The organism is Herbiconiux daphne, from assembly GCF_024979295.1.
Taxonomy (GTDB): domain Bacteria; phylum Actinomycetota; class Actinomycetes; order Actinomycetales; family Microbacteriaceae; genus Herbiconiux; species Herbiconiux daphnes.
Genome location: NZ_JANLCJ010000002.1, coordinates 555,593 through 581,952, shown reverse-complemented (window position 1 = coordinate 581,952; position 26,360 = coordinate 555,593). Strand labels below are relative to the sequence as shown.

Sequence of the window (26,360 nt, the reverse complement as noted above, 5' to 3'; positions counted from 1 at the left end):
GGGTGTGAAGCGCCCCACCATCCGCGACGTCGCCGTGGTGGCGGGTGTCTCGAGCGGCACGGTGTCGCGGGTGCTCAACGGCAAGAACTGGGTCAGCCCCGAGGCCCGGGTCGCGGTGGAGGCCGCCATCCGGTCGACCGGCTACCGGGTGAACCCGCACGCCCGCAACCTCGCCATGAGCAAGTCGAACTCGGTCGCCTTCCTGCTCACCGAGACGCAACAGGTGCTGTTCGAAGACCCCAACTTCGCGGCGCTCGTGCGCGGCACGACGCAGGCGCTCGCCGATCGCGACGTGTCGAGTGTGCTGATCATGGCGGGGGATGCCGCGGAGCAGGCGCGGGCGATGTCCTACATCTCGGCAGGCCACGTCGACGGGGTGCTGCTCGCGTTCACCTCGTCGGGCGGCAACCCGCTCGTGCGGCGGCTGCTCGACGCGCAGGTGCCGATCGTGTCGTGCGGCATGCCGGTGGGCGGCTTCGAGGGCCGCATCGGCAGCGTCTCGGCCGACGACGCGCACGGTGCGGTGTCGGTGGTGCAGTACCTCGTGGCGCAGGGCCGTCGACGCATCGCGACCATCGCGGGGCCGCCCGACACCCCGGGCGGGATCGCGCGCCTCGAGGGCTACCGGCGCGTGCTGGCCTCGCGGTTCGACCCGGCGCTCGTGGTGGAGGGCGACTACACGGTCGCGGGCGGGGCGGCGGCGTTGCGAACGTTGCTCGCCCGTGAGCCGGCGATCGACGCGGTCTTCGCCGCCAACGACGCGATGGCCGTCGGAGCCATCGAGGCGCTCCAGGCGGCCGGCCGCCAGGTGCCGACGGATGTCGCGGTCGCCGGTTTCGACGACAACGACTTCGCGACGCGCTCGACCCCGGAGCTCACGACCGTGCGGCAGCCGTTTCCGCGCATCAGTTCGGAAATGGTGCGAGTGCTGATGGAACTCATCGGCGGTGAGGAGCCGTCGGCCATCACGCTGCCGACGTCGCTCGTGGTGCGGGGGAGTGCGTGATCGCGACCGGGCTCGTAGCAGGCCATCGGCTCGAGCGTCAGGGCTCGACGCTCTCGAATTCGAGTCCCTCGGTCAGCCGGCGGATCGCCGCTTCTGCGTCGTAATGCGGGTCTTCTTCGATCAGGCCGTCGAGCAGCACGGTGACGAGAAGGGAGGCGATCGAGAGATCGGCGTCATCGGCTCCGCCGTAGGTCGCCGCGAGGATGTCGGGAACACTTCGCCGCACGATTCCCAGGCCCTCGATCACGGCGGCCATGCTGACGGCGAACGCCCGGTGGTTGTGTCGCAGACGGTCGTTGAGCCGGAACCCGATCTGACCGAGCACGTTCTCGTAGAAATGAGCCATGTGGGTGAGGAAGGAGTTCTCCGACCGCCGGAGTTCAGCTGTCAGCGTCTCGCTGAGCGCCTCGCTCTCCGCAGCGCCGACGGAGCAGACCACGTAATTGCGCCAGGGCATCGAGGTGGTGACCGCTTCGAAATTGTGTTGGGCGACCAGAGCGATGAGTCTCGTCAGCACGTCGCGGCGACCGTCGCCGGTCGCCAGGTCGGATGCGTGCGACGCGAGGAAGTTCCAGGTGGAGATCAGCGTCGCATCGTCGGCGCGATTGTAGAGGCCCTCCCGTGCCAGCGCGAGCAGGATGTCACCGCGCATGGCCTCGGAGCTGGGCCAGAGCGACGACACCTCGCGTTCGGAGCGATGCAGTTTGGCCGCCACCGTCGAGAGCAGTGACGGCCGGATGCCGAGCAGCACCCCGTTGCGGTTGATCACGTCGACAGCCTCGTCGAGCACCGCCCGGCGATCCACCGCCTGACGATCCACCGCCTGACGATCTGCCGCATGACGATCCGGCGCCGGTGGCGGAACATCCCGGGCGTGCGCGACGCCGGTGTCGGCGACTCGATGCGTCTGGGGCAGTCCTGCCGCGTCGAGGGCGTCGCGAAGGCGACCGGCGAGATGTTGCTTCTCGGCCAGGAAGTGCAGCGCACGCTTCTGCGAGACCGTTGCACGGTCGTAGTCCCCATCGGGGTCGTCTCGAACCGCCTCCGCCGCGGCCAGCTCGGCACGCTTCCGCAGCGATCCGGTAGTCGTCGATCAGCGCTCGTCGATCGGCATCGACGCTGTTCTCCCAGGCGGCGACGGCGGCACACGTCGCTTCGAGGTCGCTCGAGCGCAGGCCTCCGGGGTAGATGGTGCCCGATCGGCACCACTCGACGCTGTAGGAGTACCACGACCGGGTGTGATCGTCGGGGTCGTCGAAGTTGCCGCCGAATCGCGCCTCGGCGCGCACGAGCGCCAGCACACCGGAGGAGTCGGCGATCACGCGCAGCGAGCCGACCGGCTCCGTGGTGCGGTGGAAGGCGACGACGTCGTATGAAGCGGTCACCGGCACTACTCGGCCGGACAGATCGTGAGCGCGTCGATCTCGCCGTCGAGGGTCGCAGTGCCTCCCAAGACGAACAACGAATGCGGCAGCAGTCGGCCGATACCGGAGGCAGCCCCGGCGTCGATGCAGGTCTGGCGCGTCAGGTAGAGCGGATCGCCCGCCAGCCCCGCGACCACCCCGCCGCTGAGCGCGTCGGCGAACGCCGTGCCGCTGGCGAGATAGACGTCGTCTGCTGCCGGGAACACGGCGTCGTTCACGGTGTGGCTGACCTCGAACCGATCGGCACCGCCGAATCGGGTCGTCGTGTACGAGGTCTCGAGCTGCGTCTGGAGCGCTTTGCTGACGGAGTTCTCACCGCCGACGATGAAGGCGTTCTCGGCCCCCAGACGCGCGAGTGTCGACGACTCCTCCCCGGTCAGGCTGCTCTCGGCGCCGTTCACGAGCAGCACCGGAGCACCGGACTGCGCGGCCGCGGGCGACGCGGTCAAGGCGTCGGGGAAGTTCGCCCCCGTGGCCAGGTAGACGTCGTCGGCACGAGGGATGCCGAACGCCGGATGGGCGATGAGGTTGCGCGAGACCGCGTAACGATCCGCTCCGTCGATGCGGGTGATCGTCGCCGCGGTCGCCGTGCCGAGCTGGCTGAGCGCCGCCGGGGACACGGAAGCGGGACCGCCGACGACGACGACATCGGCGGGCTTCAGTCGCGCGATCTCGCCGATCACTCCCGAGGAGATGCCGGCGGCCGGAGTCAGCAGCAGCGGCGCGTGATGCTCGGCGGCCACCGCCGACGCACTGAGCGCGTCGGCGAATTTCTCGCCGCTGGCGAGGTAGACCACGGATGCCGCCGAGAATCCGGCCCGCGAGACCTCGACGCTCTGGTCGTAACGATCGATGCCCGCGATGCGGTTCACAACCGGAGACGGCTGGACGACCGTCGTGCAATCCGTCGACGACGTCTCGGTCGTGCCGTCGCCCTTCCGGAACACCGCGACGACGGTGAAGGTCGATCTCTGCGACGTCGTGGGCACGCCGAGCGCGACAGGGGCGTTCGGTTGGGAGACGACGCGCAGGCCGTCGGGCAGCGCGCCGGAGAGGGAGATCGTGTAAGGCAGCCCCACGGGTGGGCGCTCGATGAAATTCTTCGGGGTGATGGGGAACCCGACGATCGCCTGTTCTTGCGGGCAGACGGGAGCGGGAACAAGCCCCTCTGCGGCTGCGGCTGCGGCTACGGCTACGGCTGCGGCTGCGGCCGACGCCGACGTGACGGCGGCGGGAGCCACGGCTCCCGCGACGAGCGCGGCAGCGGCGATGCAACTCGACAACAGGCGGGATCGGCCAGAGGGCATGGAATGAGCTTTCTCGTGAACGGCGAAGCTCGATCGTGCCAGCGATCCGGGTCGTGACGTTATGAGTACTTTCTACCCACCGGCACGCGCCCGTCAGGCGCGACTCCAGGCCGCCCACAGGCGCGCGTAGCGGTGGCCGGCCGCGAGCAGGTCGGCGTGGGTGCCTTGTTCCTCGATGCGCCCGCGCTCCATCAGGATGACGCGGTCGGCGGCCGCCGCCTGGCTCAGCCTGTGGGCGATCACGAGCACCGTGCGACCCGAGCCGACGACCGCCGCCGCGTGCTCGAGCCGGCCGGCATCCGCTGATCCGGCCTCGGCCGTGGCCTCGTCGAGGATGACGATCGGCGGGTCGGCGAGCAGCACTCGTGCCAGCGCGAGCTGCTGCGCCTCGGCCGGGGTGAGCGTCGCGCCCGACGCCCCGATCGGCTCGCTCAATCCCCGTGTGAGGCGTGACACGAGCCGCTCGGCGCCCACCCGGTGCAGCGCGGTCAGCAGCTCGGCGTCGGTCGCGCCCGGACGGGTGAGGGTGAGATTCTCGCGCAGCGTGCTGTCGAACACGTGCACCTCTTGGGTGACGAGCACCACGGCGCCCGAGCGCCGCACCGCGCCGGATGCCGGCTCGTGCACGCCCGCCGCGATCGCCGCGAGCGTGCTCTTGCCCGCGCCCGAGGCACCCACGATCGCCACCGTCTCGCCGGGCCGCACCGCGAGGTCGATGCCGGTCAGCACCGGATGGCCGTCGACGTAGGAGTGCGAGACGGCCTCCAGGTGCAGGCCCACCTGCGCGGGCGACGGCGACCCGGGAGGCGCTGCCGCCAGACCTCCGGAAGGCGCCGCCGTGATCACACCCACGATGCGGCCGAGCGACGCCAGCGCCGACTGCAGCTCGTCGACGACGAACAGCAGCTGGTTGATCGGCCCGAACAGCCGCAGAAAGAGCAGCATCGCGGCCGTCGTGCCGCCGATCGACCCCGCTCCCTGGGCGACGAGCACGAAGCCCACCACGAGCACCCCCGCCATGCCCAGCAACTCGCCGAGATTCAGCCGGGCATAGAGGGCGTTCTGGATGCCGCGGGCCCGCATCGTCCACCGCACCACCGACCACGACACCGCCGCGATCCGGCTCACGTGATGAGGGCCGAGCCCGAACGCGCGCACCGACTCGAGCCCCCGCAACGAGTCGAGCAGGTGCTGAGCGCGATCGGCCATGGCGGCCCGCTCGGCGGCGTAGACGCCGGGCGCCTGACGCAGATACCAGCGCAGCGACACGATGTGCACGGGCACCACGACCAGCAGCGCCACGGCATACCAGACGTCGATCACGGCCATGCCCACCACCGTCACCGCGATGGTGAACAGCGACCCGGCGACGGCCGGCACCACACTCGGAATGGCCCGCGACACCTCGGCCACATCGTCGCCCGCGCGCGAGATGAGGTCGCCGGTTCCGGCACGCTCCACTCTCGATTGCGGCAGCGCGAACGCCGCCTCGACCATCCGCTCGCGCAACACGGCCAGCATGCGCTCGAACAGAACGGATGCCGCCACCACCCCCGCGGCCGTGAGCACCGCCCCCACCACGATCGCCCCCGCCATCACCGCGCCCAGCCGCCAGACGAACGAGGCGTCGCCCGAGCGGAGCCCCGAGCCGACCGCATCGACGATCGACCCGAGCGCGAGCGGCGACACGAGGCCGGCCGTCGCCGCCGCCACGAGCACGACCACGAGCAGCGCGAGCTGCCGCCACCGTCGCCCGATGGCCCGCTGCGCCTCGCGCAGCACCGTGCGCCCGTCGGCGATCGGCAGTCGATCGGCGCCCGCCGTCGAGGTGCTCATCGGGCGGCATCCGCTCGCGCGGGCGCGTGAGGCTCCGTCGTCGCACCGTCGGTGTCGCCAGCCTCGGCCACCGCGGCGGACGCGGCGGCCGGTCGCGGCGCGGCCTCGACGTGCACGACGCGGTCGGCGACCGCGATGAGCGCGGGGGAGCGCGTCACGATCAGGGTGCGGCCCACTCCACGGATCTCGCGCAGACGGGCGGCGATCGCCGCCTCGGTGACGGCGTCGACCGCGGTGGTGGGGTCGTGCAGCACGAGCACCGGGGCATCCTGGGCCAACGATCGCGCGAGCGCGACCCGCTGCCGCTGCCCGCCCGAGAGTGCCGAACCGTTCTCGCCCACGCCGCTGTCGTAGCCCCGTGGCAGCATCGCGACGAGCTCGTCACAGCCAGCCGCGACGAGGGCCGCGTGCGCCCGCGACGCCTCGATGCCGGGTAGGGCGACGTTGTCGAACACGCTCCCGGCGAAGAGGTGGGCGGCGTGAGGAGCCGACAGAACCGCCGGATGCCGCCGGCGCAGGGCGCCGAGCACCGCGTCGGCCGTCACCCCGTCGGTGGCCACCACGACGATCTCGCCGGGCGCGAGCGAGTCGATGACGCTCGGTCCGTCACCGCCCAGCTCCGGCGGAACCGAGGCGTGATCGGCTGCCTCCTGGCGCACGAACGGGCTCTCGCCCACGCCGCCTTCATCGCCCACATCGCCGACGCCGCCCTCCGCGCCCACGCCACCCTCCTCGCGCAGCAGCGCGAGCAGCCGCGCCGCCGACGCGACCGCCGACGCCCAGACGCTGCCGGCGTAGGTGGCGAAGTTTCGCAGCGGCGCGATCAAGAACTGGGTCAGGCCGATCACCGTGATCAGTTCGCCGAGCCCCAGCGCCCCCGACAGGGCGCTCAGCCCGGCCGCGATGGCGATCGCGGTGAGGAAGAGGCCCGTCACCACCTCCATCGTTCCGCCGAAGACGCCCTCGGCGCGACGGGCGTGCAGGGTGCTGACCAGGGCCGCCCGGCTCGCCCGTCGATAGCGCACCGACGCTTCCGCCTCGGCCCCGATGCCGCGCACCACCCGGTAACCCGCCATCAGGTCGGACGCCTCACCGGCGGCCGCGGCCGCCGCCTCCTGCTCGTCGCCGCTGCGCCGGCGCAGGGCACGACCCGCGCGATCGGTGAGCCACAGGATGAGGGGAGCCCCGAGCAGCACGGCGAGGCCGAGCGGCCACGAGATCCAGAGCAGCACCGCGCCGCCGAACACCGCCGCCGCGAATTCGCCCACCGGATAGATGGCGATCTCGACCGCATACGACAACCGATTCACATCGGAGGTCGCGAGCGACAGCGCCACGCCCGGCTGATCGGCCGGCCGATCGCGGCGCACGCCGGATGCCGCTCCGCCGCCCGCGTGTCCGCCTGCCCTGCCGCCCCCTCCGCCGCCGGCGGCGCCCGCCGCCTGGCGACCCGGCCGGTCGCCGAGCAGGTGCTCGGTCACGGTGCTGCGCAGCCGATGCTGCACCGCGAGCATGCCGAGCTCCCCGATGCGCGACCCGAACCGCCACGAGAACGAGAGCACCGCGAAGTCGACGGCGAGCACTCCGAGCCACAGCACGAGCTGCCCGGGGTCGCCCGTGCTGACCGCCCGCTCGATGGCGAGCCCCATCAGCACCGGCACGAGTGCCTCGCCGATCTCGTGCACGATCGTCAGCAGCACCGACGGAATCGTGAAGCGCGGCGCCCCGGCCATCACCCGCAGGGTGAAGCGCGCGGGCGAGGTGCGGGAGTCGAACGGCAGCGGCCGGGTGCGGATGGGATCGGCCGGCGCCTGCAGCAGCATCGGCACGACCCAGCGCCGCCGCGATGACGTCATCGAGCGCGAGCCGGTGAGTCGGCGGCATCCGGAACCGTCACCGGCGCCAGAGCACCAGCACCAGCACCAGCGCCAGCACCAGCACCAGCGCCCGCCGTGCGCCGCCGACTCCGCTCCCCGCGGTCGCGCCCGATCGGCGCCACCGACGGCGTGCCCGTCACCGGGTCGGGCACCACCACGCACCGCAACCCGAACACCTCCTCCACCAGCTCGGCTGTCACGATCTCGGCCGGAGCGCCCTGCGCCACGACGGCCCCGTCTTTCATCGCGATCAGATGCGTGCCGTAGCGCGCCGCCTGGTTCAGGTCGTGCAGCACCGCCACCACCGTCGTTCCCTGCTCGTTGAGGTCGGTGAACAGTTCCATCAGCTCGATCTGGTGCGCGATGTCGAGAAACGTCGTCGGCTCGTCGAGCAGCATCAGCGGCGTCTGCTGCGCCAGCACCATGGCCACCCACACCCGCTGCCGCTGGCCTCCCGACAGTTCGTCGACCTGCTGGCCCGACAACGCCGTGACGCCGGTCGCTTCCATCGCCGCGACCACGGCCTGCTCGTCGGCGGGCGACCACTGCTGCAGGAATCGCTGGTGCGGATGCCGCCCCCGCGCCACCAGGTCGGCCACCGTGATGCCGTCGGGCGCGAGCGATGTCTGCGGCAGCAGCCCGAGCACGCGTGCGACCTCCTTCGCCTTGTACGACGCGATCGACCGGCCGTCGAGCACCACCCGGCCGGCACTCGGCGCGATGAGCTTCGACAGCGCGCGCAGCAGGGTCGACTTGCCGCACGCGTTCGGCCCGACGATGACGGTGAACGATCCGGCGGGAATCTCGACCGAGAGCTCGCGCGAGATCACCCGCCGGTCGTAGCCGATGGTGACGCCCTCGGCCGAAAGCCGCGCGGCTCCGGTGCTCGTCGCTCCAGTGCTCATCGCGCCGGCACTCTTCGCGTCGATGCTCGTCGCGCCGGTGCTCATCGCGCCTGTGCTCATTGCGTCGAGGCTGGTCATGGTCGTCTCCGTGCTTCGTGGATGAGGAGCCAGGTGAGGTAGGCGCCGCCGATGACGACGGTCACGAGGCCCACCGGCAGTGGGGCGGGCAGTGCGTGCTGGGCGAGGATGTCGGACACCGCCAGCACGAGCGCCCCCAGAAAGGCCGACGGCACGAGCGCGATGCCGGCGGTGCGGGTGAGCCGCTGCGCGATCTGAGGTGCCGCGAGGGCGACGAACGCGATCGGTCCGGCGGCGGCGGTGACGAGCGCCGTGAGGGCGACCGCGCACACGACGAGACCGAGGCGCGCGGGCTCGACCCGCGAGCCGAGCGACCTCGCGGCGTCGTCGCCGAGTTCGAGCTGCCGCATCGGGCGGCTGAGCGCGCCCAGGGCGACGAAGGTCACGGCGATCACGGCGAACGCGGGCACGAACTGCGACCACCCCACCGAGTTGAGCGAACCGGCGCCCCAGATGGCGGCGGCCATCGCCACCTCGAGCTTCGCTCGCAGCACCAGGTAGATGCTGAGCGCCTCGAGCATCGCCGAGATGCCGATGCCCACGACGATCAGCCGGAACCCCTGCACCCCTCGCCGGTAGGCCAGCAGATACACCAGCGCGGCCGCGACCAGCCCTCCGACGATCGCACCGCCCGCGACCGGCAGCGAACCGCCCGCGGCTCCGGCGAGGATGATCACGACCAGCCCACCGGCATACGATCCCGCCGAGAGCCCGATGATGTCGGGGCTCGCCAGCGGGTTGCGGGTGAGCGACTGGAAGATCGCGCCCGAGACGCCCAGCGCGGCGCCGAACACCACCGACGCGAGCACCCGGGGCAGGCGCCACTCGAGCACGACCGTTTCGACGATTCCGCTCTGCTGCCCGGCGAACGCCGACACCACCTCCGGTACGGTCAGCGGCAGATCACCGAGGCACAGCGCGAGCACCGCCACGGCCAGGGTCACGACCGCGAGGGCGGCGCACATGACGAGGGTGCGAATCCGGAACCGCACCGAGAACGGCCCGCGACGCAGCACCACGGTGCGAGTGCCGAAGTCGACGGCGGCGCTCACAGCGAGCTCGCCTTCCGGCGCCGCACCAGGTAGATCAGCACGGGCGCGCCCACGAAGGCCGTCACCACGCCCACCGGCACCTCGCTCGGCCACAGGATGACGCGGCCGATGACATCCGACACCAGCAGCACCGTCGGGGCGATGACGACGGAGTAGGGGATGATCCAGCGCTGGTCGGGCCCGACGATCCATCTCGCGAGGTGGGGCACCATCAGTCCGACGAACGCCACCGGACCGGCGATGGCCGTGGCGGCGCCCGCGAGCAGCGTGATGGCCGCCACCGCGAGAACCCGGGTGCGCAGGATGTGGGTGCCGAGCGACGAGGCGAGGTCGTCGCCGAGGCCCATCGCGTTCAGCGAGCGGGCGCAGAGGAGTGCCAGCACGACGCCGATCACCACGAACGGCAGGGCCGGCAGGATGACGTCGAAACCGCGCTCGACGAACGAGCCGGCGTTCCAGGCCCGCAGCTTGTTGAACGTCACCGGGTCGAGCAGGGTCATCGCCGTGGTGATGCCCGTCAGCACGGCGGCCAGAGCGACGCCGGCGAGGGTGAGCCGCACGGGATCGGGGGCGCCGCGGCCCGCCGACCCCACGACGTAGACCAGCACGGTCAGCACGAGCGCGCCGAGGAACGCGAACGGCAGGTACTGCACGGGCGTGCTCGCGCCGAGCAGCACACCGATCGCGACGAACAGCCCGGCGCCGGCGTCGACGCCGAGGATGCCGGGGTCGCCGAGCGGGTTGCGGGTGAGGCCCTGGATGACGGCCCCCGACACCCCGAGGCCCGTTCCTACGACCACGGCCGCCACCGTGCGCGGAACCCGTAGGTCGATCACCACTTGGTCGCCGAGCGTGCCCGAATAGGCGGTGAGGGCGTGCCAGAGCTCGGCCGGGCCCAGGTGGTTCGAGCCCACGAGGATGCTGAGCACGATGGCGGCCAGGAGCGCGGCCACCGCGATCACGAGACCCACCAGCCGCCTGCGGTTCGCGGAGCGGGGCGTGGTCGATCTCGCGAGCGCCTCGGCTGCGGCGGCTTCGGCGTCGCCGGCGGACAGCCCGGAACGCCCGTGCGGCGCGGTCGGCGGCACGGGCGTTCGCGGCGTGGTGTCAGGCAGGGTCAGCCCTCGATGCTCTGCGGCGCGTCGCCGTTCACGGCGTCGACCAGGCGCGGAACCAGCTTCTCGAGCACGAACTTCTGGCTCAGCGGGGTGAGGAAGTAGATCGCGCCCGACAGCTCGGGGTCGGTGAAGACGGCGTGGCCGCCGGTCACGGCCTCGAGGCTCGAGGTGGTGCCGAAGTTCAGCACCTCGTCGACGCCCTCGGCGGTCTCGGTGGCGAACACGATGACGTCCGCGTCGATCAGGCCCATGTTCTCGGGCGAGATGAGGGCCTGTTGACCCTCGTCGACGGCGTACTCCTCGAGGCCGGGAGTCATCACGAAGCCCAGGTCGGTGAGGAAGTCGGTGTTGAGGCCGTCGGGGTAGACGTACATGTTGCCGTCATAGGGTGTGCCCTGCGAGAAGCTCGCGGTGAGCCCGGCGAACTCCGGATGCGCGGCCGCGGCTTCGGCGTAGGCCGTCTCGACGCCCTCGATCAGCTCTTCGCCCTCGGCCGAGCGGCCGACGGCCTTGGCCACCTGGCGGGTCTGGTCCTGCCAGCTCGAGAAGTAGAGGCCGGAGCCCTCCACGCTCGTCACGGTGGGAGCGATGTCGCTGAGCTTCTCGTAGTCCTCCTCGCTCAGGCCGGCATTGGTGCCCACGATCAGGTCGGGCTTCAGCGAGGCGATCTTCTCGAACTCGAGGCCGTCGGTCTGGTCGAGCACGGTCGGCTCGGCGTCGCCCAGCAGGTCGGCCGCCCAGGGCCACACCGCGTAGGGCTGCTCGCCATACCACTCGGTGGTGGCGATCGGGGTCACGCCGAGTTCGAGCAGGATGTCCTGCTCGGTCAGGCCCACCACCACGACCCGCTGGGGCTCGGCCGGAATCGTGGTCTCACCGAACTGGTGCTCGACGGTCACGGGAAAGCTGTCGGAGGGTTCGGTGGTGTAGTCCGGGTTGGCGGCGGCGGCCTCGCTCGAGCTGCTGCAGCCGGCGAGGGCTCCGCCCGCGAGGGCGAGGGTGGCGGTGACGGCGAGCAGGCGGGCGGCGACGGATGCTGCGCCGCGCCGGCCGGAAGAGGTGACGTTCATGGTTCCTTCGTCGAGCTGGTGGGTGATCGCGGAGTGGGAGGCGGGGGTGGCGGGCCACGCCCGGAGAGTGGCGCGCAGGACGCAGTCAGGTTAGCCTTGCCTAAACTCCGGCGCCATCACCGCGAGCGGACACCGATCACTCGAGAAGGACACCGACATGTCCCGTGCCGAACATTCCGGCCTGGTAGCGATGCCCTCATGGGCCGGGAATGCCGCTGAGGCGACATCCGAGAATTTCAGCGCCTCGCGATCGCGGGTCGACTCGGGCACGGTCTTCGACCTGCACCAGCACCAGGAGGATCAGCTGGCCTGGATGAGCAGCGGATCGATGGAGCTGATCGTGGCCGGCGAGCGGTGGCACCTGCGCCGGGAGCACTTCGCGTGGATCCCCGCCGGCATGATGCACGAGATGGGCTTCGGCGAGCCGGGCGAACTGATCAGCGTCTATGCCGACCCGGCGCTGCGACCCGAGGGCGACCGCTGGGGCCGCCCGCGCACCCTGCGCGCCGATGACCTGGCCGCGTCGCTCATGCTGCACCTCTGCCAGGGTGTGCCCGACCTCGCCAGGCGGCGGGCCTGCCGGGCGCTGCTGGTCGATCTGCTGCAGGAGTCGCCCGTGCAGCACGACGTGGTGGCCCTGCCGCGCGACCCGCGAGCCCGGGCGATCGCGACGACGCTGCTGGAGAATCCGGCCGACTCCCGGGACCTGCGTGAGTGGGCCGGTGGCCTCGGAGTAAGTGCGAAGACCATCGCGCGGGCCTTCGTGGCCGACACGGGGAACACCTTCCGTGAGTGGCGCGTCCAGGCTCGGCTGCATGCGGCGGCGGGTCTGCTCGCCCGCGGTCAGGCCGTGCAGAACGTCGCGGGCGCGGTCGGCTACGAGTCGGTCAGCAGCTTCATCGCCGCCTTCAAGGCGCGCTTCGGCGTCACCCCCGCGCGCTACGCGCATGGAGTCGTGTCGAGCGGATCGTAGTGCCGCCCCGAACGGGGGATGTCCCGGGCCGACGGTTGTCGAAGCTTCTCGCCGCTGCTCTTCCCCTTTTGATCAGTGGCACCCTGATCGGTCTTGCCGCTCCAGCGCACGCGACGACGGTGGACCCGCCGCCGCCGCACCTGGCGAAACGACCCAGCCGGTTGTGCCGGTGGTCTATGTCGCAAAAGGCACCGACTATCCCGACGCGTTGAGTGCCGGTCCGGCCGCGGCAAGGGAGGGTGGGCCGCTTCTGCTGACCCTGACCGCCCAGATGCCGCAGGGCGTCGCCGATGAACTCGGGCGGCTGCACCCCCAGAAGGTCGTGATCGTCGGGGGCGTGAACTCGGTGAGCGACGCGGTCGCCGACACGATCTCCGCGATCCTGCCCGAGGCGGAAGTCGTTCGCGTGGGAGGTGCCGATCGCTATGAGGTGTCGCGGAACCTCGTGCAATACGCGTTCCCATCGGGTGTGACACGGCTCTACGTCGCGACGGGGGCGAAATTCCCCGATGCGCTGTCGGCGAGTTCGGCGGCCGGCGCCTTAGGCGGCGCGGTGCTGCTCGTGAACGGCGGCGCATCCGGGCTTGACTCCGCGGTGCCCCCTCTCATCGAGTTGCTGCACCCGCAGCGGGCCATCGTCGCGGGTGGCCCGAACTCCGTCTCGCCCAGTGTGGAGTCGTCTTTGAGCAGCCTCGTTCCCACCAGCCGCATCGGAGGCGCGGATCGGTATGAGGCATCGGTCAACATCAACGCGGAAGCCTTTCCGACCGCGACCCAGGTGTTTCTCGCGACCGGCTCGACCTTCGCCGACGCGCTGGCGGGTGGTGTGCTCGCCGGCACCCTCGCGGCCCCGCTGTTCGTCGTGCCGGGAACCTGTGTGACGCAGGGAATCGCCGACCGGGTGAATTCGTACGGCTCGACCCAACGGGTCATCCTGGGAGGACCGAACTCCGTGTCTGACGCCGTGGCGTCGTTGTTCGTGTGCCCGCCCCCGCCTCCGCCTCCCGTGGTCGTGGTGCCTGACCCGCCCCAGCCGCCTGGGCCTCCGGCGAACCCGGGTGACTCGAAGAACTGCTCCGACTTTCCGAACTGGGCGGCCGCGAAAGCGTGGTACGACACCTACTTCCCGTACTACGGCGACATCGCCGGGCTCGACGGCAACGACAAGGACGGGATTCCGTGCGAGTCGCTCCCGGGTGCGCCCTAAAGCACGGGCGGCTGCGGCGCGTCTCACGCCCTCGTGGGGTGGCAGCGCGAGCGACGGCGACCGCGGACTAGCGCGGTGCGGTGCGCGCCGCGACCAGGCCTACTCGTCCGCGGCGGGGCCGCCGTTCGCCCACTCGATGAAGGCGTTGAAGGCGGCTTGCGGGGTGGGGCGGTCGTCGAATGCGGGAGGCCGGTCGCCGGCGGGGGAGTCTTCGGGGTGGGTCGTCCAACTGCCGTCGGGCTGGCGCGCGATGGTGGCGCGCAACACCCCGCCCGGCTTCTCGCGGATCTCGAACTCGTGCACATCGGTCTGAGACATCTTGTAGTTGCTGTCCATCGCTGGTCTCCGCATCGTTGTGGCTCGGATCGTTGTGGCTCGGAGACTATCGGTCGCGGCTGGGCGCGGGCCCGGCGAGCACGTCACGAAGCGGCTGCCGCGGCATCCGACTTGGTAACGTCGGCGGCATGGAACGGAGCACCGACGGCACGAGCGACGGGTTGGACGACGCGGACAGGGCAGGCAGCGCCGGGCCCGACACCGCCTGCGAGCCAGGCGCCGCCGACCGCCGCGACTGGATCGAGCACCGCCGCGGCGACGGCGAGCTCGTCGGCTGGATGCGCCCCGAGGGCGACGGCTTCGTCGTGATCGATCTGCTGGGGCGGCCGATGAGCGACGTGGTCGACTGGCTGGCCGCCGAAGAGCTGCTCGAGGAGCGGGGGCTGGGCTACCTGGCCGAGCCGTTCATGCTCGAGGGCGCGCGCACGCACGGCGGCTCCGAGGCCGGCGCCCGCCCCTTGCGCGTGCGCATCACCGAGGTCGACACCACGCGCATCCGGGTGAAGAAAGACGACTTCGGAGCGATCGACGCACCGCTGCTCGAGTACACGCTCGACTGGCCGGCGCCGCCTGAGTTGCGACCGATCAGGCCCGACGAGCGGCACGTCTGGCCGTGACGCCGGTCACTCCAGCTCGGTCGGGTCGCGGCTCTCGGCGAGCAACGCCCGGGCGGCCAGCCCGATGACGGCGCTGTAGGTGGGGTAGGCGAACCGCACGTTCGCGAGCGTCGACACGTCGACCCCGGCCGCCATCGCCGTGGTCACCGACTGGATCACCTCGATCGCGTTCTCACCCACCGCGTGCGCGCCGAGGATGAGTTCGCGGCGCCGGTCGGCGATGAGTTTGAGGAACCCGGTCTCGCGATCGTCGATCACCGCCCGGTCGAGTGCCGCGTAGGCGACGGATGCCACGACGCACGACGGGTCGCGGTCGCGCGCCTGGGCCTCGGTCAAGCCGACTCCCGCATAGTCGGGATCGGTGAACCCACCCGCGGGCAGAAGATGGTGCGGCGTGCGCCGGTTGGCGCCGAGCACGGCGTTCTCGGCCGCGGCCTCGCCCTCGAACTGGGCGGCCTGAACGAGCATGTCCCGGCCGTTCGCGTCGCCGACCGCGAAGATGTGCGGCACGGCGGTGCGGAAGTACTGATCGGCCGGGATGGCCGAGCGCACCACGTCGACCCCGGCGTTCTCGAGTCCGAGATCGTCGACATCGGCCGGCCAGCCCGTCGCCATGATCACGGCGTCGACCTCGCGCGACTGCTCGGCTCCGTCGGCGATCCACCGCAGCGTGATCGCGCCGTCCGGCCCGCGCTCCAGGCTCTGCACCATCTCGATGCCGGTGCGCACGTCCACGCCCTGCTCGGTGAACGCGGCGGACACGACCTCGGCGATCTGCTCGTCCGACGCCATCAGCACCCGCGGCGCCACATCGAGCAGCGTGACCTGCGAGCCGAACGAACTGAACACGGTGACCAGCTGGGCCCCGGTGTTCCCGGCGCCGATCACGGCCACCCGGCGGGGGAGCGACGGCAGGCCGAGCACGTCTTCGGGCACGGTCGCGAGCTCATTGCCCGGGATCGGCAGGCGCCGGGAGTGCCCGCCGACGCACACGATGATCGACGTGGCCGACACGCGACGGCCGCTGTCGAGAACGAGCGTGGACTCGTCGGCGAACCGGGCCCGGCCCTCCTGGATCAGGTCGACGCCGGCCTCGGCGAACCGCTCGGTCTCGCGCTTGATCGAGCGCACCCGATCGACGCGTTCGTTCACCCGGGCGACGGTGGCGGGCCAGTCGATCGACGGTCGCGCCACCTCCACGCCGTAGTCGCCGGCGAGCCGTGACTCGCGCATGAGGCGGGCGGTCTTCGCCAGCACGCGGGTGGGCACGCATCCGGTGTTCACGCAGGTGCCGCCGACGCGGCCGGCCTCGAGCACGACGACCTTCGCGCCGAGTTCGGCGGCTCGAAGGGCGGCGGCGGTTCCGGCGGGCCCGGCGCCGATCACGGCGACGTCGTAGTGGGTGGGGGAGGCATCGGTCACGGCGTAGGGGCCCTTCGGGAGGTTCGCGGGGCGCCCGTCGTCACCGGATGCTCACCGCAGCGTCTGCTTGCAGGGTACTCCGGGGCGCGTACGGCCGGAAGGGTGCACAGTTCGTGTGCACAGTAGTTGTGCATAGAAAGCGTGCATGGCACGATGGGCACATGGGCGAATCACGGGAGAAGGACGACTCGAAGGACAGGGTCGACGCGAGCGACATAGGCGCTGCAGGCGACGTGACCGACGCGCACCATCGCTACGTCGGCATCCGCCTCGACGATCGGGCGGTGCGGGTGCTGGCGCATCCGCTGCGGTCGCGGTTGCTCGGACAGTTGCGCGTGATGGGGCCGGCGACGGCCACCGAGCTCGCCGCCCGCCTGAGCACCAATACCGGCGCCACGAGCTATCACCTGCGGGCGCTCGAGTCGGTGGGTCTCGTGACCGACACCGGAGACGGCGTCGGAAAGCGGCGGCTGTGGCGCGCGTCGAGCGACTACCACTCGTGGACCAACTCCGACTTCGCGGGCGACGACGACGCCCGAACGGCGCTGGACTGGCTGCAGCGCGACTACATCCGCCAGTTCGCCGCCCGCGCCGAACGGTGGCAAGACGTTGTCGACCAATGGCCCGTCGAGTGGGTCGACGCGGTCGGCCTCAACGACACGTTCGTGACGGTCACGCCTCAGCAGGCCTTGCGCCTGCGCGACGAGCTCGACGCGCTGCTGGCGCGCTATCGCACGATCGGTGAGGGCGAGCCTGCAGCCCGTCGGCTGCATGTCACCACGCACACCAGCCCCCTCGACCCGACCCCGCCCGAGTCGACCCCGCTTGAGTCGACCGGGCCGGCAGTCAGCGAGGGCGACCCTGGCCTCTCCGGCGCTGACGCCGGTGACTGACGATGAGCGACCGGATGCCGCCACTGCGCTCCCGGGCGGCGCCCCCGACCGGCTCCTCGCCCCGACCGCTCTCGGCAGCACAGGCCGGCCGGCGGCTGACGCTCCTCACCGCCACCCGGTGGTTGCCCGTCGGGGTGGTGTTCGGGCTGACCGTGCTGCTGCCGCTCGAGCGCGGTATCCCGCTCGCGCAGGTCGGCGTGCTGCTGTCGCTGCAGGGGTTCGTGGTGCTCGGCCTCGAGCTGCCGACGGGCGGACTGGCGGATGCGATCGGGCGGCGTCCGCTACTGATCGCCAGCGGCATCCTGGCCGTTGTTTCGGCCGGCTTGATGCTGGTGGCCGAATCGTTCTGGGTGTTCGCGGTGGCGCTCGTGGTGCAGGGCGTCTTTCGGGCGCTCGACTCCGGGCCGCTCGAGGCCTGGTATGTCGACACCGCCCAGGCGGCTGACCCGGCGGCCCCGATCGAACGGGCGCTGAGCCGGGCGGGCGGAGTGCTCGGCGTGGCGATCGCCGGGGGTGCGGTCGGTGGGGGAGCGCTGGTGGCGTGGCAGCCGCTCGGGTCGGAGTCGGCTCTCGCGCTGCCGTTCGCAGTGGCGCTCGGCCTCTATGCCGTGCATACGGTGCTGCTTGCCCTGCTCGTGCGCGAGCCGTCGCGTGACGATCGATCGGGCGCTGGTGGCGCGGATTCGCTTCCGGTCGCTGGCCACCTGGCTGCCGGCGGTCTGGCGGCTGGCGACCCCGCCGCTGGCGTTCCGCTGACGGCTCTCGGTCGTTCGGCGTTGCAGCGCTACCCGCTTCGCCGGCGCCGGTTCGCGGAGCGGCGGAGACGGCTCGCCGCCGCACCTCGGGGCACCGTCGGGTCGATCGGCGGCGGCATCCGGTTGCTCGTCAGCAGTCCGGTGCTCGCGGCACTCGTGCTCGTGGAGGTGTTCTGGTCGATCGCCATGGTCGCGTTCGAGACGCTGACGCCCGTGCAACTGGCCGATTTTGTCGGAGGTGAGGATGCCGCGGGAGCGCTGTTCGGCCCGGCTTCGGCCGCCGCCTGGGCCCTGTTCGCCGCCGGTTCGGTGCTGGCCGGGCGCGCGGCACGCACCCGGCTCGGGGTCGCGGGCACGGCGATCATCGCCCGGGTGCTCAACGGACTCTTCGTGGCGGGCATGGGCGTCGCGCTCGGACCGGTCGGCCTCATCGCCGGATACTGGCTCGCCTACTTCGCTCACGGCGCTGCCGGGCCGATGCACAGCACACTGCTGCACCGGCAGAGCTCGAGTTCGAACCGCGCGATCGTGCTGTCGATCAACTCCATGGTGGCCGGGGGCACGTTCAGCATCGGGGTGCTCGTGCTCGCCCCGCTCGCCGAGGTCACGTCGACGGGCCTGGCGATCGCTGCCGCCGGGGCGTTCAGCGTGCTCGGCGCTCTGCTCTACCTGCCGGCGCTGCGGGCCGAGCGGCGCTCCGCTGCCCTCGTCGAGTCGTGAAGCGGATGCCGCGCGCGCGACCGTCGCGCAGTGCACCTACCCGGCGGCTGCCTCCTCGGCGGCGGCCTACTCGGCGGCGGCCTTCGCGGCCGCGCGGCGCACCTCGCGTTCGGCATCGGACGCCGCCGCCTCTTCGACGGTGGGAGCGGTGCCGCCGAGGCGTCGTGGCTGCCACCACTGGCCGGTGCCGTCTTGCGGGTAATCCTCCTGCAAGGTGTCGGTGAGCTGCTGCAGGGTCGACCGCAGTTCGGCGGTCGTGTCGGCCACCGAATCGTCGGGCGACACGACGATCGGCCGGCCGAACGCGAAGTCGACCTCCACGCCCACGCGGTCGCGCATCCGCACCCGTCGGTTCTTGGTGAGCAGGCGTTGCCCGCCCCACACCGCCACGGGGATCACGGGCACTCCCGCCTCGGCGGCCAATCGCACCGCGCCCGACTTCAGCTCGCGCACGGTGAAACTCGCGCTCACCCCGGCCTCGGGGAAGACGCCGATGATCTCGCCGCGCCGAAGGGCTGCGACGGCCTCGGCATAGGCCGCTCCGCCAGCGGCCATGTCGACCTCGATGTGCTTCATGCCGCGCAGCAGCGACCCGACGACGGGCTTGTCGAACGCGCGCTTCGTGGCCATGAACCGCACCCGGCGCCGGTTGTGCAGCCAGGTCTGCCACTCGACCAAGGCGAATTCGAGGTAGCCGAAGTGGGTCATGGCATAGACGGCGCCGCCCGTGGCCGGGATGTTCTCGAGCCCGGTCGCGCGGTGCTTCAGGCGCAATGCGCCGAAGAACGCCCGGCCCAATCCGATTGCGACGGTGTAGATGGGTTCGGGTGCACGGCGGGGCATGCCCTCAGCCTAGGCCGGGGCTCTGGGATGCGCCCGGGCAACGGCTGGCAGTTGTCAGGAGGGCAGGGCCGGCATCCGCCGCTCCCGCATCGCGGGCACGAGGGTGACGAGCCCGACGACCGCGAGCAGCACGGCCGCGAGCCGTCAGCGGCGATGTGCTTTCGGGGCCGGTGAGCCGTCAGCGGCGACGTGCCTTCGCTGCTGGCGAGCCGTCAGCGACGGGCGAGCACCGGATGCGGCACCGCGCGATACGCGACCACCGAGGTCGCGGCGAGCCAGGCCCATCCGGCGAGCACGGCCAGCCACAGCAGAGCGACTCCGGCCGCGTTCGCCGAGAGCGCGCCGCCCACGACGAAGGAGGCGATCACCACGATTCCCGCGATGATCGACCAGACGGCGCCCCTCGGCGCGTGCCGGCGATACCAGGCCGCGGCGACGATCGCGGCAGCCCCGAGCGACAGGAATCCGAGCCCGCCGAACACGAGATGGAGCAGCCCACTCGCCGTGACGACGCCACCGGCCGACTCGGGCGGAAACGTGGCCGTCGCATCGGGCGGGAAGACGGCGCTCAGCACCAGGCAGGCGCCGTAGACGCCCACGAGCACCGCCGCGGCACGCGACCAGTCGGGCGTGCGCCAGAGCCCGACAGCCGCCACCACGGTCATGACACCGGCGAGGATCAGATTGAGCCCCTGCAGCCATCCGATGTCACCGAGCAGCAACAGGCTCAGTGCGTCGCGCGACAGGTCGAAGCCGGGTCGTGTCAGTGCGAGTACCAGTCCGAATACGACGTAGAAGGGCCCGGCCACGACTCCCCAGCCGAGCATCGACCGGGTGACCGCGGCCGACGTGTCGAATCCCTGTGTGGTCGTGGTGGTCATGGCACACTCCTCGGAAGGTTTGTGCACTGATGAGTGTAGTAGTGCACTGGTGAGTGCATAATGGCATCGTGATCGTCGAGAGCGCAAGAGTAGAACCACCGGATGCCCCGCGCCGAGTCGACCCGAGGCAGGTGCGGTCGCGCGCGCTCGTGCTCGACGCGGCGACCGAGCATTTCGTGCGGCACGGCTACATCGGAACGAATCTCGACACCCTCGCTGCCGACGCCGGCGTCTCGAAGCGCACCGTCTACAACCTGTTCCGCAGCAAAGACGAGCTCTTCCACGCGGTGATCGGCCGGGTCACCGAGATAGCCGAGCAGTTCGTGAGCGATCATCTTCAGGGCGAGGTCGGAGCCCGGCCGGTCGACGTGGAACTCCGCGAGTTCGCCGTCGCCCACGGGCGAGCCGTGCTCGCACCGCGGGTGATCGCCACGCGACGCCTGTTGATCGGCGAGGCCGAGCGCTTTCCCCAGCTGGCCGCCGACTACTACGAGCGCGTGCCCGGGCGCGTGATGGCGGCGATCGCGGAGAGACTCGCCCGCTACCACTCCGCCGGCCTCCTGAACGTGCCGCACCCCGACCTGGCGGCCGACCAATTCGCCTTTCTGGTGCTCGGGTCGGGCCTCGACCGTGCTCTGTTCGATCCGTCGTCGCTCAACGATGCCTCCACCGTCGCGCGAGCCCTCGCCGGGGCCGACGCGTTCTACCGCGCCTACCGCGCAAACTGATGACTCCGGGCGCCGGCTCTGCCCAGAGTGCGTCGGTCGACCGTCGGCTCGGTCGCGGCCGGCCGCTTCGCCTCTGGCCCGCGAGAGGTGTCGGGATTACGCTCGGCCCATGACGAGGTCTACGCGCGGCGCGGTGAAGAGACGGGTGTCGGCACACGGGTCTCGCGGGTCGAGACTCTCGATCCGGTCGACGAACTCGGTGCTCTCGATCGGGTCGCGCGCATCCGTGCTCTCGATCGGCAGCGTCGGATCGTTCTGTTCGATCGGGAGCGTGGGGTCGGCGTTCTCGGTGGGATCGATCGGGTCGGCGGCATCCGTGGTCTCGATCGGGTCGTTCCTCGGCGTCGTCGCCCTGCTGTCGTCGCGTTCGGTGCTCGCGGCGCTGTCGTCGAGATCGCGGAACGCCGTCATGGCCGACCGAGAAGGCAGCCGAGGCTAACGACGGCGGTAGCCGCGCGCCGACTGCACGAGTGCGGTCTTCGGGTAGGCGTCGGCCGGTCGCGCATCGCCGGTCGGGAACTCGAACAGGTCGATCATCAGCTGCAACGGATAGCGGATGCCCTGGGTCACCCTTCGTGCGACCCGACCGTCGATCACGAACTCGATCCAGTCGGCCGTCCAGCCGGCGCCATAGGTGTGGGCGCCGGTGGCATCGATGGGCAGCTCGAGATCGGTGACCTCCGTGCGCAGACGCGGGTCGTGGTGCGCCTTCACGCCGAGCCGCACTGTCGATCGATCTCGCCCGATGGCACTGCCGAAGAGCTCGGCGATGCAGATCTCGCCCGAGTCGTCGGGCCCGGATTGCTCGAACCCGACCAGCCAGATCCCGAGCATGCACGTGGGGTCGTCGGTCGCCCGCACCGTCGCCTCGGCGTAACCCCCGCCCGACGGCGTCCACAGGGCGGATGTCGCGACCTCGGTGCGCACGGTGAGCCCGTCTGTGTGGCGGTGAGTGCCCACGTCGGAGCCGACCGGTCCGGAAAACGTTCCGGTCTGAATGTTCGACACGCGGAACGGGCCGTCTTCGTCGCGCCACGCGGGCTGGTCGGCGTCGATACGCAGCTGCAGACCGCCGTCGGTGAAGTCGTAGCGGGCGGCGGAGCGCTCGGGAGTCGTCCACTGCGGCAGGTAGTGGTCGACCCAGCGGGCAGCGTCGAGCGCGGGACCCGGGAAATCGTCGCGCAGGTCTTCCGCGGACCAGTTACCGCTTCGCATGCTCGGATACACGTACTGCATGGCCACAGTCAACCAGGTCGGGGTGTGCTCGAGGGGTCGCGGTGATGGTCGTGCCGCGGCATCCGGAGCTGTCGCGCGCGCTCGCGGAGTAGACGTAATCGAAGGTTGATGACGGCGGACACGATGACGATCGGCAGCAGCACCAGGGCGAGGGCGGCGATCGTCTGCGGTGCGGAATGCGGGGTGGCGAGCGGGGTGGCGAGGGTGATCAGGTGGAGCTCCGGAGTGTCGACCGCTGCCCGTCCCCACGTGCGTGTCGACCGTAACAGGCAGGGCGGATGATGAGCAATAGTCGGGTTGCGACCTGTGGACAACTAGGGACGCGGTCGAGAGACTCCCGATCTGGTCAGGCGGTTCGGCGGCGAGTAACATCGCCGCCGAACCGCTCCGTCGGCCCGAACGCCGCGGGTGCGTGTTCTCGGGCGAGACGAGGTCGAGATGGTGCGTGCGCGAGCCGGCATTCTGGTGTCGGTGCCCGACGAGCCCGCCCGCACGACGGTGCTGGAGCAGTTGAGACGGCGGTACGGTGCCGACTACGACGTGTTCGACGAGCCCGATCTCGATCGAGCGCACGACCTGGTGACCGCCCTCGCGTCTGGGGACACCGACGAGTTCGTCACCTCCGCTGGTGCCGATGACCGAGCGCGCGGAGCTCGACCGCCCCACACCGCGCGGGAGATCGCCCTCGTGATCGCGCGCCGCTCCGCTGCCGACCCGGTGATGCCAGACCCCGAGGCGGCAAGCGCTGTGCCATCACGCCCTGGGGCTGCGGCTCCCGATCGGGATTCCGGCGACGACCCGCTGTTCGTGCACGCGCGCGCCCTGTTTCCCGACGTGCGCCGTCTGCTGCTCATAGATTGGGGGTCGTGGGCGCTGCCCGAGACGGCGGAGACCGTCTCGCAGCTGATGGCCCGCACCATGATCGACTACTACCTCGTGGTGCCGTCGCGCGACCCCGACGAGTCGTTCCACCGCGGTGTCACCGATCTGCTGCTCGATTGGGAGAGGGCCGCCGGTCGTGCCCAGACCGGCTTCGCTGTGATCGGCGACAGCGCTCTGCCGCGCACGCATGCCCTGCGCATCCTGCTCACCCGGGGCGGTGCCGGTGCCGAGCTCGTGGCACCGGCGTCGGAGCGTGCCGTCGAACTCGGCGCCGGTCCCGACCGCGCCGACCTCACCTTGCCGGCGGTACGGCTGCCCGACGGCCGGCTGCTCTCCGATCCGGATGACGCCACCCTCGCCTCCGCCTATGGACTCACGACCGACCTGCCTCGAGCGGCGGTCGACCTCGTCGTCATCGGGGCCGGTCCGGGCGGGCTCGCCGCCGCCGTCTACGCAGCGTCGGAAGGGCTCAGCACCCTCGTGCTCGAGGCGGAGTCGATCGGTGGGCAGGCGGGTTCGAGCTCGCTCATTCGCAACTATCTCGGTTTTCCGCGCGGCACGTCGGGAGCCGACCTCGCGCAACGCGCCTACCAACAGGCGTGGGCCTTCGGGGCCCGGTTCGCGCACGCCAGGAGGGCAACGGGGCTCGCCGTCGTCGACGACGGGTTCGCTGTGGAGATCGGAGACGAGGCGCGGGTGCGGGCCGGGGCGGTCGTGGTCGCGAGCGGTGTCACCTACCGGCGGCTGGCGGTGCCGCAGCTGGCGCCGTTCGTCGGGGTGTCGGTGTTCTACGGCGCGACGGCCGTCGAGGCGAAGGCCCAGCAGGGCAAGGCTGTGGTCGTGGTGGGAGGCGGCAATTCGGCGGGGCAGGCGGCGTTGCACCTCAGTCGGTATGCGGCATCCGTGGCCCTCGTCGTGCGGGGGTCGACCCTGGCGGAGAGCATGTCGCAGTACCTCGTCGACGAGCTGGCGGCGGGCGGGGTCGCGATCATCACCCGGTCACGCGTGGTGGGCGCGGAAGCGGCGGCGCCTCCGGCGGAGCCGCTGCTCGAGAGCATCGTGCTGCAGCATGCCGACGGGTCGAGCGTGGCGGTGCCCTGCCAGGCGCTCTTCATCACGATCGGAGCGCGGCCGCACACGGAGTGGCTGCCCGACGAGGTGCTGCGCGACCAATGGGGATCGGTGATCACCGGGCACGAGGTGGTGGTGGAGGGCGGGCGCCGGGCCTGGGCGCGCGACGAGCCGCCCGCGCCGCTGGAGTCGTCGGTGCCGGGGTTGTTCGCGGTGGGAGACGTGCGACGGGGGTCGGTGAAGCGGGTGGCGTCGGCGGTAGGCGAGGGGTCGGTCGTGATCTCGTCGGTGCATGAGCACCTCGGGCGGCGCTGAGGGGTCGGAGTGCAGGTCTTCGCGGGCGGCAGTGGGGGTGCCGGGGGTTTGTCGCGTGGCCGTCCCGTGGGCGCATCTGTTCAGGTTCGGTTCGCCTGCACGGTGCGCTCACTCAGCGCGGTTGCTCAGTGGGGATGCTGAGTGCGGCTTGCTCAGTGCGGTTGCCCAGCACGGTTACTCGGTGCGGCTTGCTCAGTGCGGCCGCCCAGCGCGGTTGCTCAGCTGTCGGCGGGAAGCACGTGCTCGACGTAGCCGCCGTCGACACCGCGCACGCGCCATCCGCTCGACTTCAGTGTCGGGTTCATGCCGCGGCGCCGCCAGTGCACGTCGAAGAGCACGGCGGCGGTCACCATGCGGGTGACGGATTCGTCGTCGGCATCCGAGAGCGCCATCGATCGCGGATCCATGTCGACGATCTGAGCGTCTTTGAACGCGTCTTCGTTCTCCACGTCGATCTCGAGCTCGATCACGATTCGATGCACCGCCATGCACCGAGGCTACCCCGGCCCGGCTGTGCTCCCGCGCGCATCGGCGTAGGGTCGTCGCAAGTGAAGCCGATGCAGGCATCCGGTGCCTGCGAGGAGGTGCAGGATGTGTCGCTGGCTGGCCTATTCGGGGGAGGCGCTGACGCCGTCGACTCTGGTGCTCGAGACGCAGCATTCGCTGGTGGCGCAGTCGCTCAATTCGCCGCTCGGCAAAGAGACGGTCAATGGTGATGGCTTCGGTCTGGGCTGGTATCCCGAGCGGGACGTGCCGGGCTCGGCGCCCGCCCTGTTCCGGAGCATCGAACCGGCGTGGTACGACGAGAATCTGAGGGAGATCGCCCAGTCGATCGAGAGCCCGCTGTTCTTCGCGCACGTGCGGGCGGCCGCTGGACCGCCGATTCAGCAGACGAACTGTCACCCGTTTCGGCACGAGAACTGGATGTTCATGCACAACGGTGCGCTGCGACAGTTCGACTTGATGAGGCGCGACATGCTGCTGGAGGTGGATCCGGCGTTGTTCTCGTCAATCCGGGGCACGACCGACTCGGAGGCACTGTTCTACCTAGCGCTCACGTATGGATTGAAGGTCGATCCGATCGCCGCGATGGCGCGGGCTATTCGCGAGGTGGAGCGGATCGGTGCCGCCCTCAGTGTGCCGAATCCGGTGCAGGGGACGTTCGCGGTGTCGAACGGGATGACGATCTGGGCGTTCCGGTATTCGACGGCGCACGCGTCGCGCACGCTGTTCCATTCGGAGGACATGGAGACGCTGCAGGCGACGTATCCGGATCTCGACCGGCTGCGCATCTTCGACGCGGGTGCGCGTGTGATCGTGTCGGAGCCGCTGAGCGACCTGCCGGGCGCCTTCATCGAGGTGCCGGAGTCGACCGTGTCGGTGCTCGATCGCGACGGGTATCGGCAGGAGGCGTTTTTGCGGGCGGCGTGAGGGCGGGGAGCGGCGTCGCGGGGCCAGTGCTGCGGCGTCGCAGTTCGGCGGGATGCGCGGCAACGCGCTGCGGCAAGGCGATGCCGCACAGTGCACGGCGTTCTGCGGCCTGCGCCTTGGTGAGTTAGAGGGCTTAGCGTAATCCACAGGCCGTGCGGTGGCCGATCGCATTCGCGATCTGCGGGCGCGACTGAAGGCGCGGCGTGGGTGGAACGGTCGCGAGGCTTCAGCCCGCGGGAGCCGGACCTTCGGTCGGGGTCGCCGCGGCGATGTACATGTGGATCTTCGCCTCGAGATCGCGATCGAAGGAGTCGACTTCTTCTCCGGCGCCGACATCGGGGTCGCGTCGCGCTGGTTTCTGGGAATCCTTCATGGCT

The 26,360-nt window shown here is 71.0% G+C and carries 27 protein-coding genes; 10 read left to right on the top strand and 17 right to left on the bottom strand.

The genetic code is table 11. The features are described from left to right. Nucleotides 1-4 precede the first annotated feature (4 nt). Complete coding sequence (locus N1032_RS08265) at nt 5-1,006, top strand: LacI family DNA-binding transcriptional regulator (RefSeq protein WP_259538547.1); 1,002 nt, start codon at nt 5-7, stop codon at nt 1,004-1,006. Nucleotides 1,007-1,043: 37 nt separating this feature from the next. Here N1032_RS08265 and N1032_RS08260 read toward each other — a convergent pair whose 3' ends face one another. The 8 genes from N1032_RS08260 to N1032_RS08225 form a co-directional block, all read right to left on the bottom strand. After that, a complete protein-coding gene (locus tag N1032_RS08260) occupies nt 1,044-1,826 on the bottom strand; it encodes a hypothetical protein (RefSeq protein ID WP_259538546.1) in 783 nt (260 codons plus the stop codon). A gap of 570 nt (nt 1,827-2,396) precedes the next feature. Further along, complete coding sequence (locus N1032_RS08255; RefSeq protein ID WP_259538545.1) at nt 2,397-3,737, bottom strand: cell wall-binding repeat-containing protein; 1,341 nt, start codon at nt 3,735-3,737, stop codon at nt 2,397-2,399. A 93-nt stretch (nt 3,738-3,830) separates the two neighbouring features. Next, a complete protein-coding gene (locus N1032_RS08250; RefSeq protein WP_259538544.1) occupies nt 3,831-5,573 on the bottom strand; it encodes an ABC transporter ATP-binding protein in 1,743 nt (580 codons plus the stop codon). Next, complete coding sequence (locus tag N1032_RS08245) at nt 5,570-7,429, bottom strand: ABC transporter transmembrane domain-containing protein (RefSeq protein WP_259538543.1); 1,860 nt, start codon at nt 7,427-7,429, stop codon at nt 5,570-5,572. Before N1032_RS08245 ends, N1032_RS08250 begins: the two co-directional genes overlap by 4 nt. Continuing rightward, nucleotides 7,426-8,355, bottom strand: a complete 930-nt coding sequence (locus N1032_RS08240; protein WP_259538685.1) for an ABC transporter ATP-binding protein — start codon at nt 8,353-8,355, stop codon at nt 7,426-7,428. Before N1032_RS08240 ends, N1032_RS08245 begins: the two co-directional genes overlap by 4 nt. Before the next feature lie 74 nt (nt 8,356-8,429). Continuing rightward, complete coding sequence (locus N1032_RS08235; protein ID WP_259538542.1) at nt 8,430-9,485, bottom strand: FecCD family ABC transporter permease; 1,056 nt, start codon at nt 9,483-9,485, stop codon at nt 8,430-8,432. Continuing rightward, nucleotides 9,482-10,573, bottom strand: coding sequence for a FecCD family ABC transporter permease (locus N1032_RS08230; RefSeq protein WP_259538541.1), 1,092 nt, complete (start codon nt 10,571-10,573; stop codon nt 9,482-9,484). The genes N1032_RS08235 and N1032_RS08230 overlap by 4 nt, the downstream gene beginning before the upstream one ends. 29 nt (nt 10,574-10,602) lie before the next feature. Beyond that, complete coding sequence (locus N1032_RS08225; RefSeq protein ID WP_259538540.1) at nt 10,603-11,673, bottom strand: ABC transporter substrate-binding protein; 1,071 nt, start codon at nt 11,671-11,673, stop codon at nt 10,603-10,605. Between the two features lie 157 nt (nt 11,674-11,830). On the opposite strand from N1032_RS08225, the gene N1032_RS08220 reads away from it, so the two are divergent. Then, nucleotides 11,831-12,646, top strand: a complete 816-nt coding sequence (locus N1032_RS08220; protein ID WP_259538539.1) for an AraC family transcriptional regulator — start codon at nt 11,831-11,833, stop codon at nt 12,644-12,646. Between the two features lie 169 nt (nt 12,647-12,815). After that, nucleotides 12,816-13,853 (top strand): cell wall-binding repeat-containing protein, encoded by a 1,038-nt coding sequence (locus N1032_RS08215; protein ID WP_259538538.1) that lies wholly within the window; start codon nt 12,816-12,818, stop codon nt 13,851-13,853. Nucleotides 13,854-13,952: 99 nt separating this feature from the next. Here N1032_RS08215 and N1032_RS08210 read toward each other — a convergent pair whose 3' ends face one another. Further along, on the bottom strand, nt 13,953-14,171 hold the full coding sequence (locus tag N1032_RS08210; protein ID WP_259538537.1) for a hypothetical protein: 219 nt from the start codon (nt 14,169-14,171) through the stop codon (nt 13,953-13,955). A 146-nt stretch (nt 14,172-14,317) separates the two neighbouring features. On the opposite strand from N1032_RS08210, the gene N1032_RS08205 reads away from it, so the two are divergent. Then, on the top strand, nt 14,318-14,806 hold the full coding sequence (locus N1032_RS08205; protein WP_407933015.1) for a hypothetical protein: 489 nt from the start codon (nt 14,318-14,320) through the stop codon (nt 14,804-14,806). A gap of 6 nt (nt 14,807-14,812) precedes the next feature. Here N1032_RS08205 and N1032_RS08200 read toward each other — a convergent pair whose 3' ends face one another. Continuing rightward, the gene (locus N1032_RS08200; RefSeq protein ID WP_259538536.1) at nt 14,813-16,228 is read right to left on the bottom strand and encodes a dihydrolipoyl dehydrogenase family protein; all 1,416 of its coding nucleotides are present in this window, start codon (nt 16,226-16,228) and stop codon (nt 14,813-14,815) included. A gap of 161 nt (nt 16,229-16,389) precedes the next feature. Here N1032_RS08200 and N1032_RS08195 point away from each other — a divergent pair, with 161 nt between their 5' ends. Then, nucleotides 16,390-17,121 carry a helix-turn-helix domain-containing protein gene (locus N1032_RS08195; RefSeq protein WP_259538535.1) on the top strand — a complete coding sequence of 244 codons (732 nt, stop codon included), beginning with the start codon at nt 16,390-16,392 and terminating at the stop codon, nt 17,119-17,121. Between the two features lie 2 nt (nt 17,122-17,123). After that, nucleotides 17,124-18,596: an MFS transporter gene (locus N1032_RS08190; RefSeq protein WP_259538534.1), complete on the top strand. Its 1,473-nt coding sequence runs from the start codon at nt 17,124-17,126 to the stop codon at nt 18,594-18,596. 66 nt (nt 18,597-18,662) lie between these two features. Here N1032_RS08190 and N1032_RS08185 read toward each other — a convergent pair whose 3' ends face one another. Next, the gene (locus tag N1032_RS08185; RefSeq protein ID WP_259538533.1) at nt 18,663-19,439 is read right to left on the bottom strand and encodes a lysophospholipid acyltransferase family protein; all 777 of its coding nucleotides are present in this window, start codon (nt 19,437-19,439) and stop codon (nt 18,663-18,665) included. A 27-nt stretch (nt 19,440-19,466) separates the two neighbouring features. Here N1032_RS08185 and N1032_RS08180 point away from each other — a divergent pair, with 27 nt between their 5' ends. Beyond that, nucleotides 19,467-19,613: a hypothetical protein gene (locus N1032_RS08180; RefSeq protein ID WP_259538532.1), complete on the top strand. Its 147-nt coding sequence runs from the start codon at nt 19,467-19,469 to the stop codon at nt 19,611-19,613. Nucleotides 19,614-19,651: 38 nt separating this feature from the next. Here N1032_RS08180 and N1032_RS08175 read toward each other — a convergent pair whose 3' ends face one another. Then, nucleotides 19,652-20,320 (bottom strand): DUF998 domain-containing protein, encoded by a 669-nt coding sequence (locus tag N1032_RS08175; protein ID WP_259538531.1) that lies wholly within the window; start codon nt 20,318-20,320, stop codon nt 19,652-19,654. A gap of 68 nt (nt 20,321-20,388) precedes the next feature. Between N1032_RS08175 and N1032_RS08170 the strand changes: the two genes are divergently transcribed. Beyond that, nucleotides 20,389-21,048, top strand: a complete 660-nt coding sequence (locus N1032_RS08170) for a TetR/AcrR family transcriptional regulator (protein ID WP_259538530.1) — start codon at nt 20,389-20,391, stop codon at nt 21,046-21,048. Nucleotides 21,049-21,144: 96 nt separating this feature from the next. On the opposite strand, the gene N1032_RS08165 is transcribed toward N1032_RS08170, so the two are convergent. Genes N1032_RS08165 through N1032_RS08155 form a run of 3 tightly spaced genes read right to left on the bottom strand, consistent with a single transcriptional unit; the run spans nt 21,145 to nt 22,598 of the window. Then, the gene (locus N1032_RS08165) at nt 21,145-21,459 is read right to left on the bottom strand and encodes a hypothetical protein (RefSeq protein WP_259538529.1); all 315 of its coding nucleotides are present in this window, start codon (nt 21,457-21,459) and stop codon (nt 21,145-21,147) included. 24 nt (nt 21,460-21,483) lie between these two features. Continuing rightward, nucleotides 21,484-22,284, bottom strand: a complete 801-nt coding sequence (locus N1032_RS08160) for a glycoside hydrolase family 16 protein (RefSeq protein ID WP_259538528.1) — start codon at nt 22,282-22,284, stop codon at nt 21,484-21,486. Between the two features lie 8 nt (nt 22,285-22,292). Then, nucleotides 22,293-22,598, bottom strand: coding sequence for a hypothetical protein (locus tag N1032_RS08155; RefSeq protein ID WP_259538527.1), 306 nt, complete (start codon nt 22,596-22,598; stop codon nt 22,293-22,295). Between the two features lie 124 nt (nt 22,599-22,722). Between N1032_RS08155 and N1032_RS08150 the strand changes: the two genes are divergently transcribed. Further along, the gene (locus tag N1032_RS08150; RefSeq protein ID WP_259538526.1) at nt 22,723-24,552 is read left to right on the top strand and encodes an FAD-dependent oxidoreductase; all 1,830 of its coding nucleotides are present in this window, start codon (nt 22,723-22,725) and stop codon (nt 24,550-24,552) included. A gap of 218 nt (nt 24,553-24,770) precedes the next feature. Here the strand turns inward: N1032_RS08150 and N1032_RS08145 are convergent, their stop codons facing one another. Next, nucleotides 24,771-25,040, bottom strand: coding sequence for a hypothetical protein (locus N1032_RS08145; protein WP_259538525.1), 270 nt, complete (start codon nt 25,038-25,040; stop codon nt 24,771-24,773). Nucleotides 25,041-25,143: 103 nt separating this feature from the next. On the opposite strand from N1032_RS08145, the gene N1032_RS08140 reads away from it, so the two are divergent. Beyond that, nucleotides 25,144-25,983 (top strand): class II glutamine amidotransferase, encoded by an 840-nt coding sequence (locus N1032_RS08140; RefSeq protein ID WP_259538524.1) that lies wholly within the window; start codon nt 25,144-25,146, stop codon nt 25,981-25,983. A 226-nt stretch (nt 25,984-26,209) separates the two neighbouring features. On the opposite strand, the gene N1032_RS08135 is transcribed toward N1032_RS08140, so the two are convergent. Further along, nucleotides 26,210-26,356 (bottom strand): hypothetical protein, encoded by a 147-nt coding sequence (locus tag N1032_RS08135; RefSeq protein WP_259538523.1) that lies wholly within the window; start codon nt 26,354-26,356, stop codon nt 26,210-26,212. Nucleotides 26,357-26,360 lie beyond the last annotated feature (4 nt).

What these genes read in the sequence shown, in the direction of transcription:
- N1032_RS08175 (WP_259538531.1), bottom strand. Translation starts at nt 20,320, where the DNA reads ATGACCACCACGACCACACAGGGATTCGACACGTCGGCCGCGGTCACC.
- N1032_RS08225 (WP_259538540.1), bottom strand. Translation starts at nt 11,673, where the DNA reads ATGAACGTCACCTCTTCCGGCCGGCGCGGCGCAGCATCCGTCGCCGCC.
- N1032_RS08245 (WP_259538543.1), bottom strand. Translation starts at nt 7,429, where the DNA reads ATGACGTCATCGCGGCGGCGCTGGGTCGTGCCGATGCTGCTGCAGGCG.
- N1032_RS08185 (WP_259538533.1), bottom strand. Translation starts at nt 19,439, where the DNA reads ATGCCCCGCCGTGCACCCGAACCCATCTACACCGTCGCAATCGGATTG.
- N1032_RS08240 (WP_259538685.1), bottom strand. Translation starts at nt 8,355, where the DNA reads ATGAGCACTGGAGCGACGAGCACCGGAGCCGCGCGGCTTTCGGCCGAG.
- N1032_RS08220 (WP_259538539.1), top strand. Translation starts at nt 11,831, where the DNA reads ATGTCCCGTGCCGAACATTCCGGCCTGGTAGCGATGCCCTCATGGGCC.
- N1032_RS08140 (WP_259538524.1), top strand. Translation starts at nt 25,144, where the DNA reads ATGTGTCGCTGGCTGGCCTATTCGGGGGAGGCGCTGACGCCGTCGACT.
- N1032_RS08255 (WP_259538545.1), bottom strand. Translation starts at nt 3,737, where the DNA reads ATGCCCTCTGGCCGATCCCGCCTGTTGTCGAGTTGCATCGCCGCTGCC.
- N1032_RS08190 (WP_259538534.1), top strand. Translation starts at nt 17,124, where the DNA reads ATGAGCGACCGGATGCCGCCACTGCGCTCCCGGGCGGCGCCCCCGACC.
- N1032_RS08180 (WP_259538532.1), top strand. Translation starts at nt 19,467, where the DNA reads ATGCGCCCGGGCAACGGCTGGCAGTTGTCAGGAGGGCAGGGCCGGCAT.
- N1032_RS08165 (WP_259538529.1), bottom strand. Translation starts at nt 21,459, where the DNA reads ATGACGGCGTTCCGCGATCTCGACGACAGCGCCGCGAGCACCGAACGC.
- N1032_RS08135 (WP_259538523.1), bottom strand. Translation starts at nt 26,356, where the DNA reads ATGAAGGATTCCCAGAAACCAGCGCGACGCGACCCCGATGTCGGCGCC.
- N1032_RS08145 (WP_259538525.1), bottom strand. Translation starts at nt 25,040, where the DNA reads ATGGCGGTGCATCGAATCGTGATCGAGCTCGAGATCGACGTGGAGAAC.
- N1032_RS08250 (WP_259538544.1), bottom strand. Translation starts at nt 5,573, where the DNA reads ATGAGCACCTCGACGGCGGGCGCCGATCGACTGCCGATCGCCGACGGG.
- N1032_RS08205 (WP_407933015.1), top strand. Translation starts at nt 14,318, where the DNA reads ATGGAACGGAGCACCGACGGCACGAGCGACGGGTTGGACGACGCGGAC.
- N1032_RS08160 (WP_259538528.1), bottom strand. Translation starts at nt 22,284, where the DNA reads ATGCAGTACGTGTATCCGAGCATGCGAAGCGGTAACTGGTCCGCGGAA.
- N1032_RS08210 (WP_259538537.1), bottom strand. Translation starts at nt 14,171, where the DNA reads ATGTCTCAGACCGATGTGCACGAGTTCGAGATCCGCGAGAAGCCGGGC.
- N1032_RS08195 (WP_259538535.1), top strand. Translation starts at nt 16,390, where the DNA reads ATGGGCGAATCACGGGAGAAGGACGACTCGAAGGACAGGGTCGACGCG.
- N1032_RS08150 (WP_259538526.1), top strand. Translation starts at nt 22,723, where the DNA reads ATGGTGCGTGCGCGAGCCGGCATTCTGGTGTCGGTGCCCGACGAGCCC.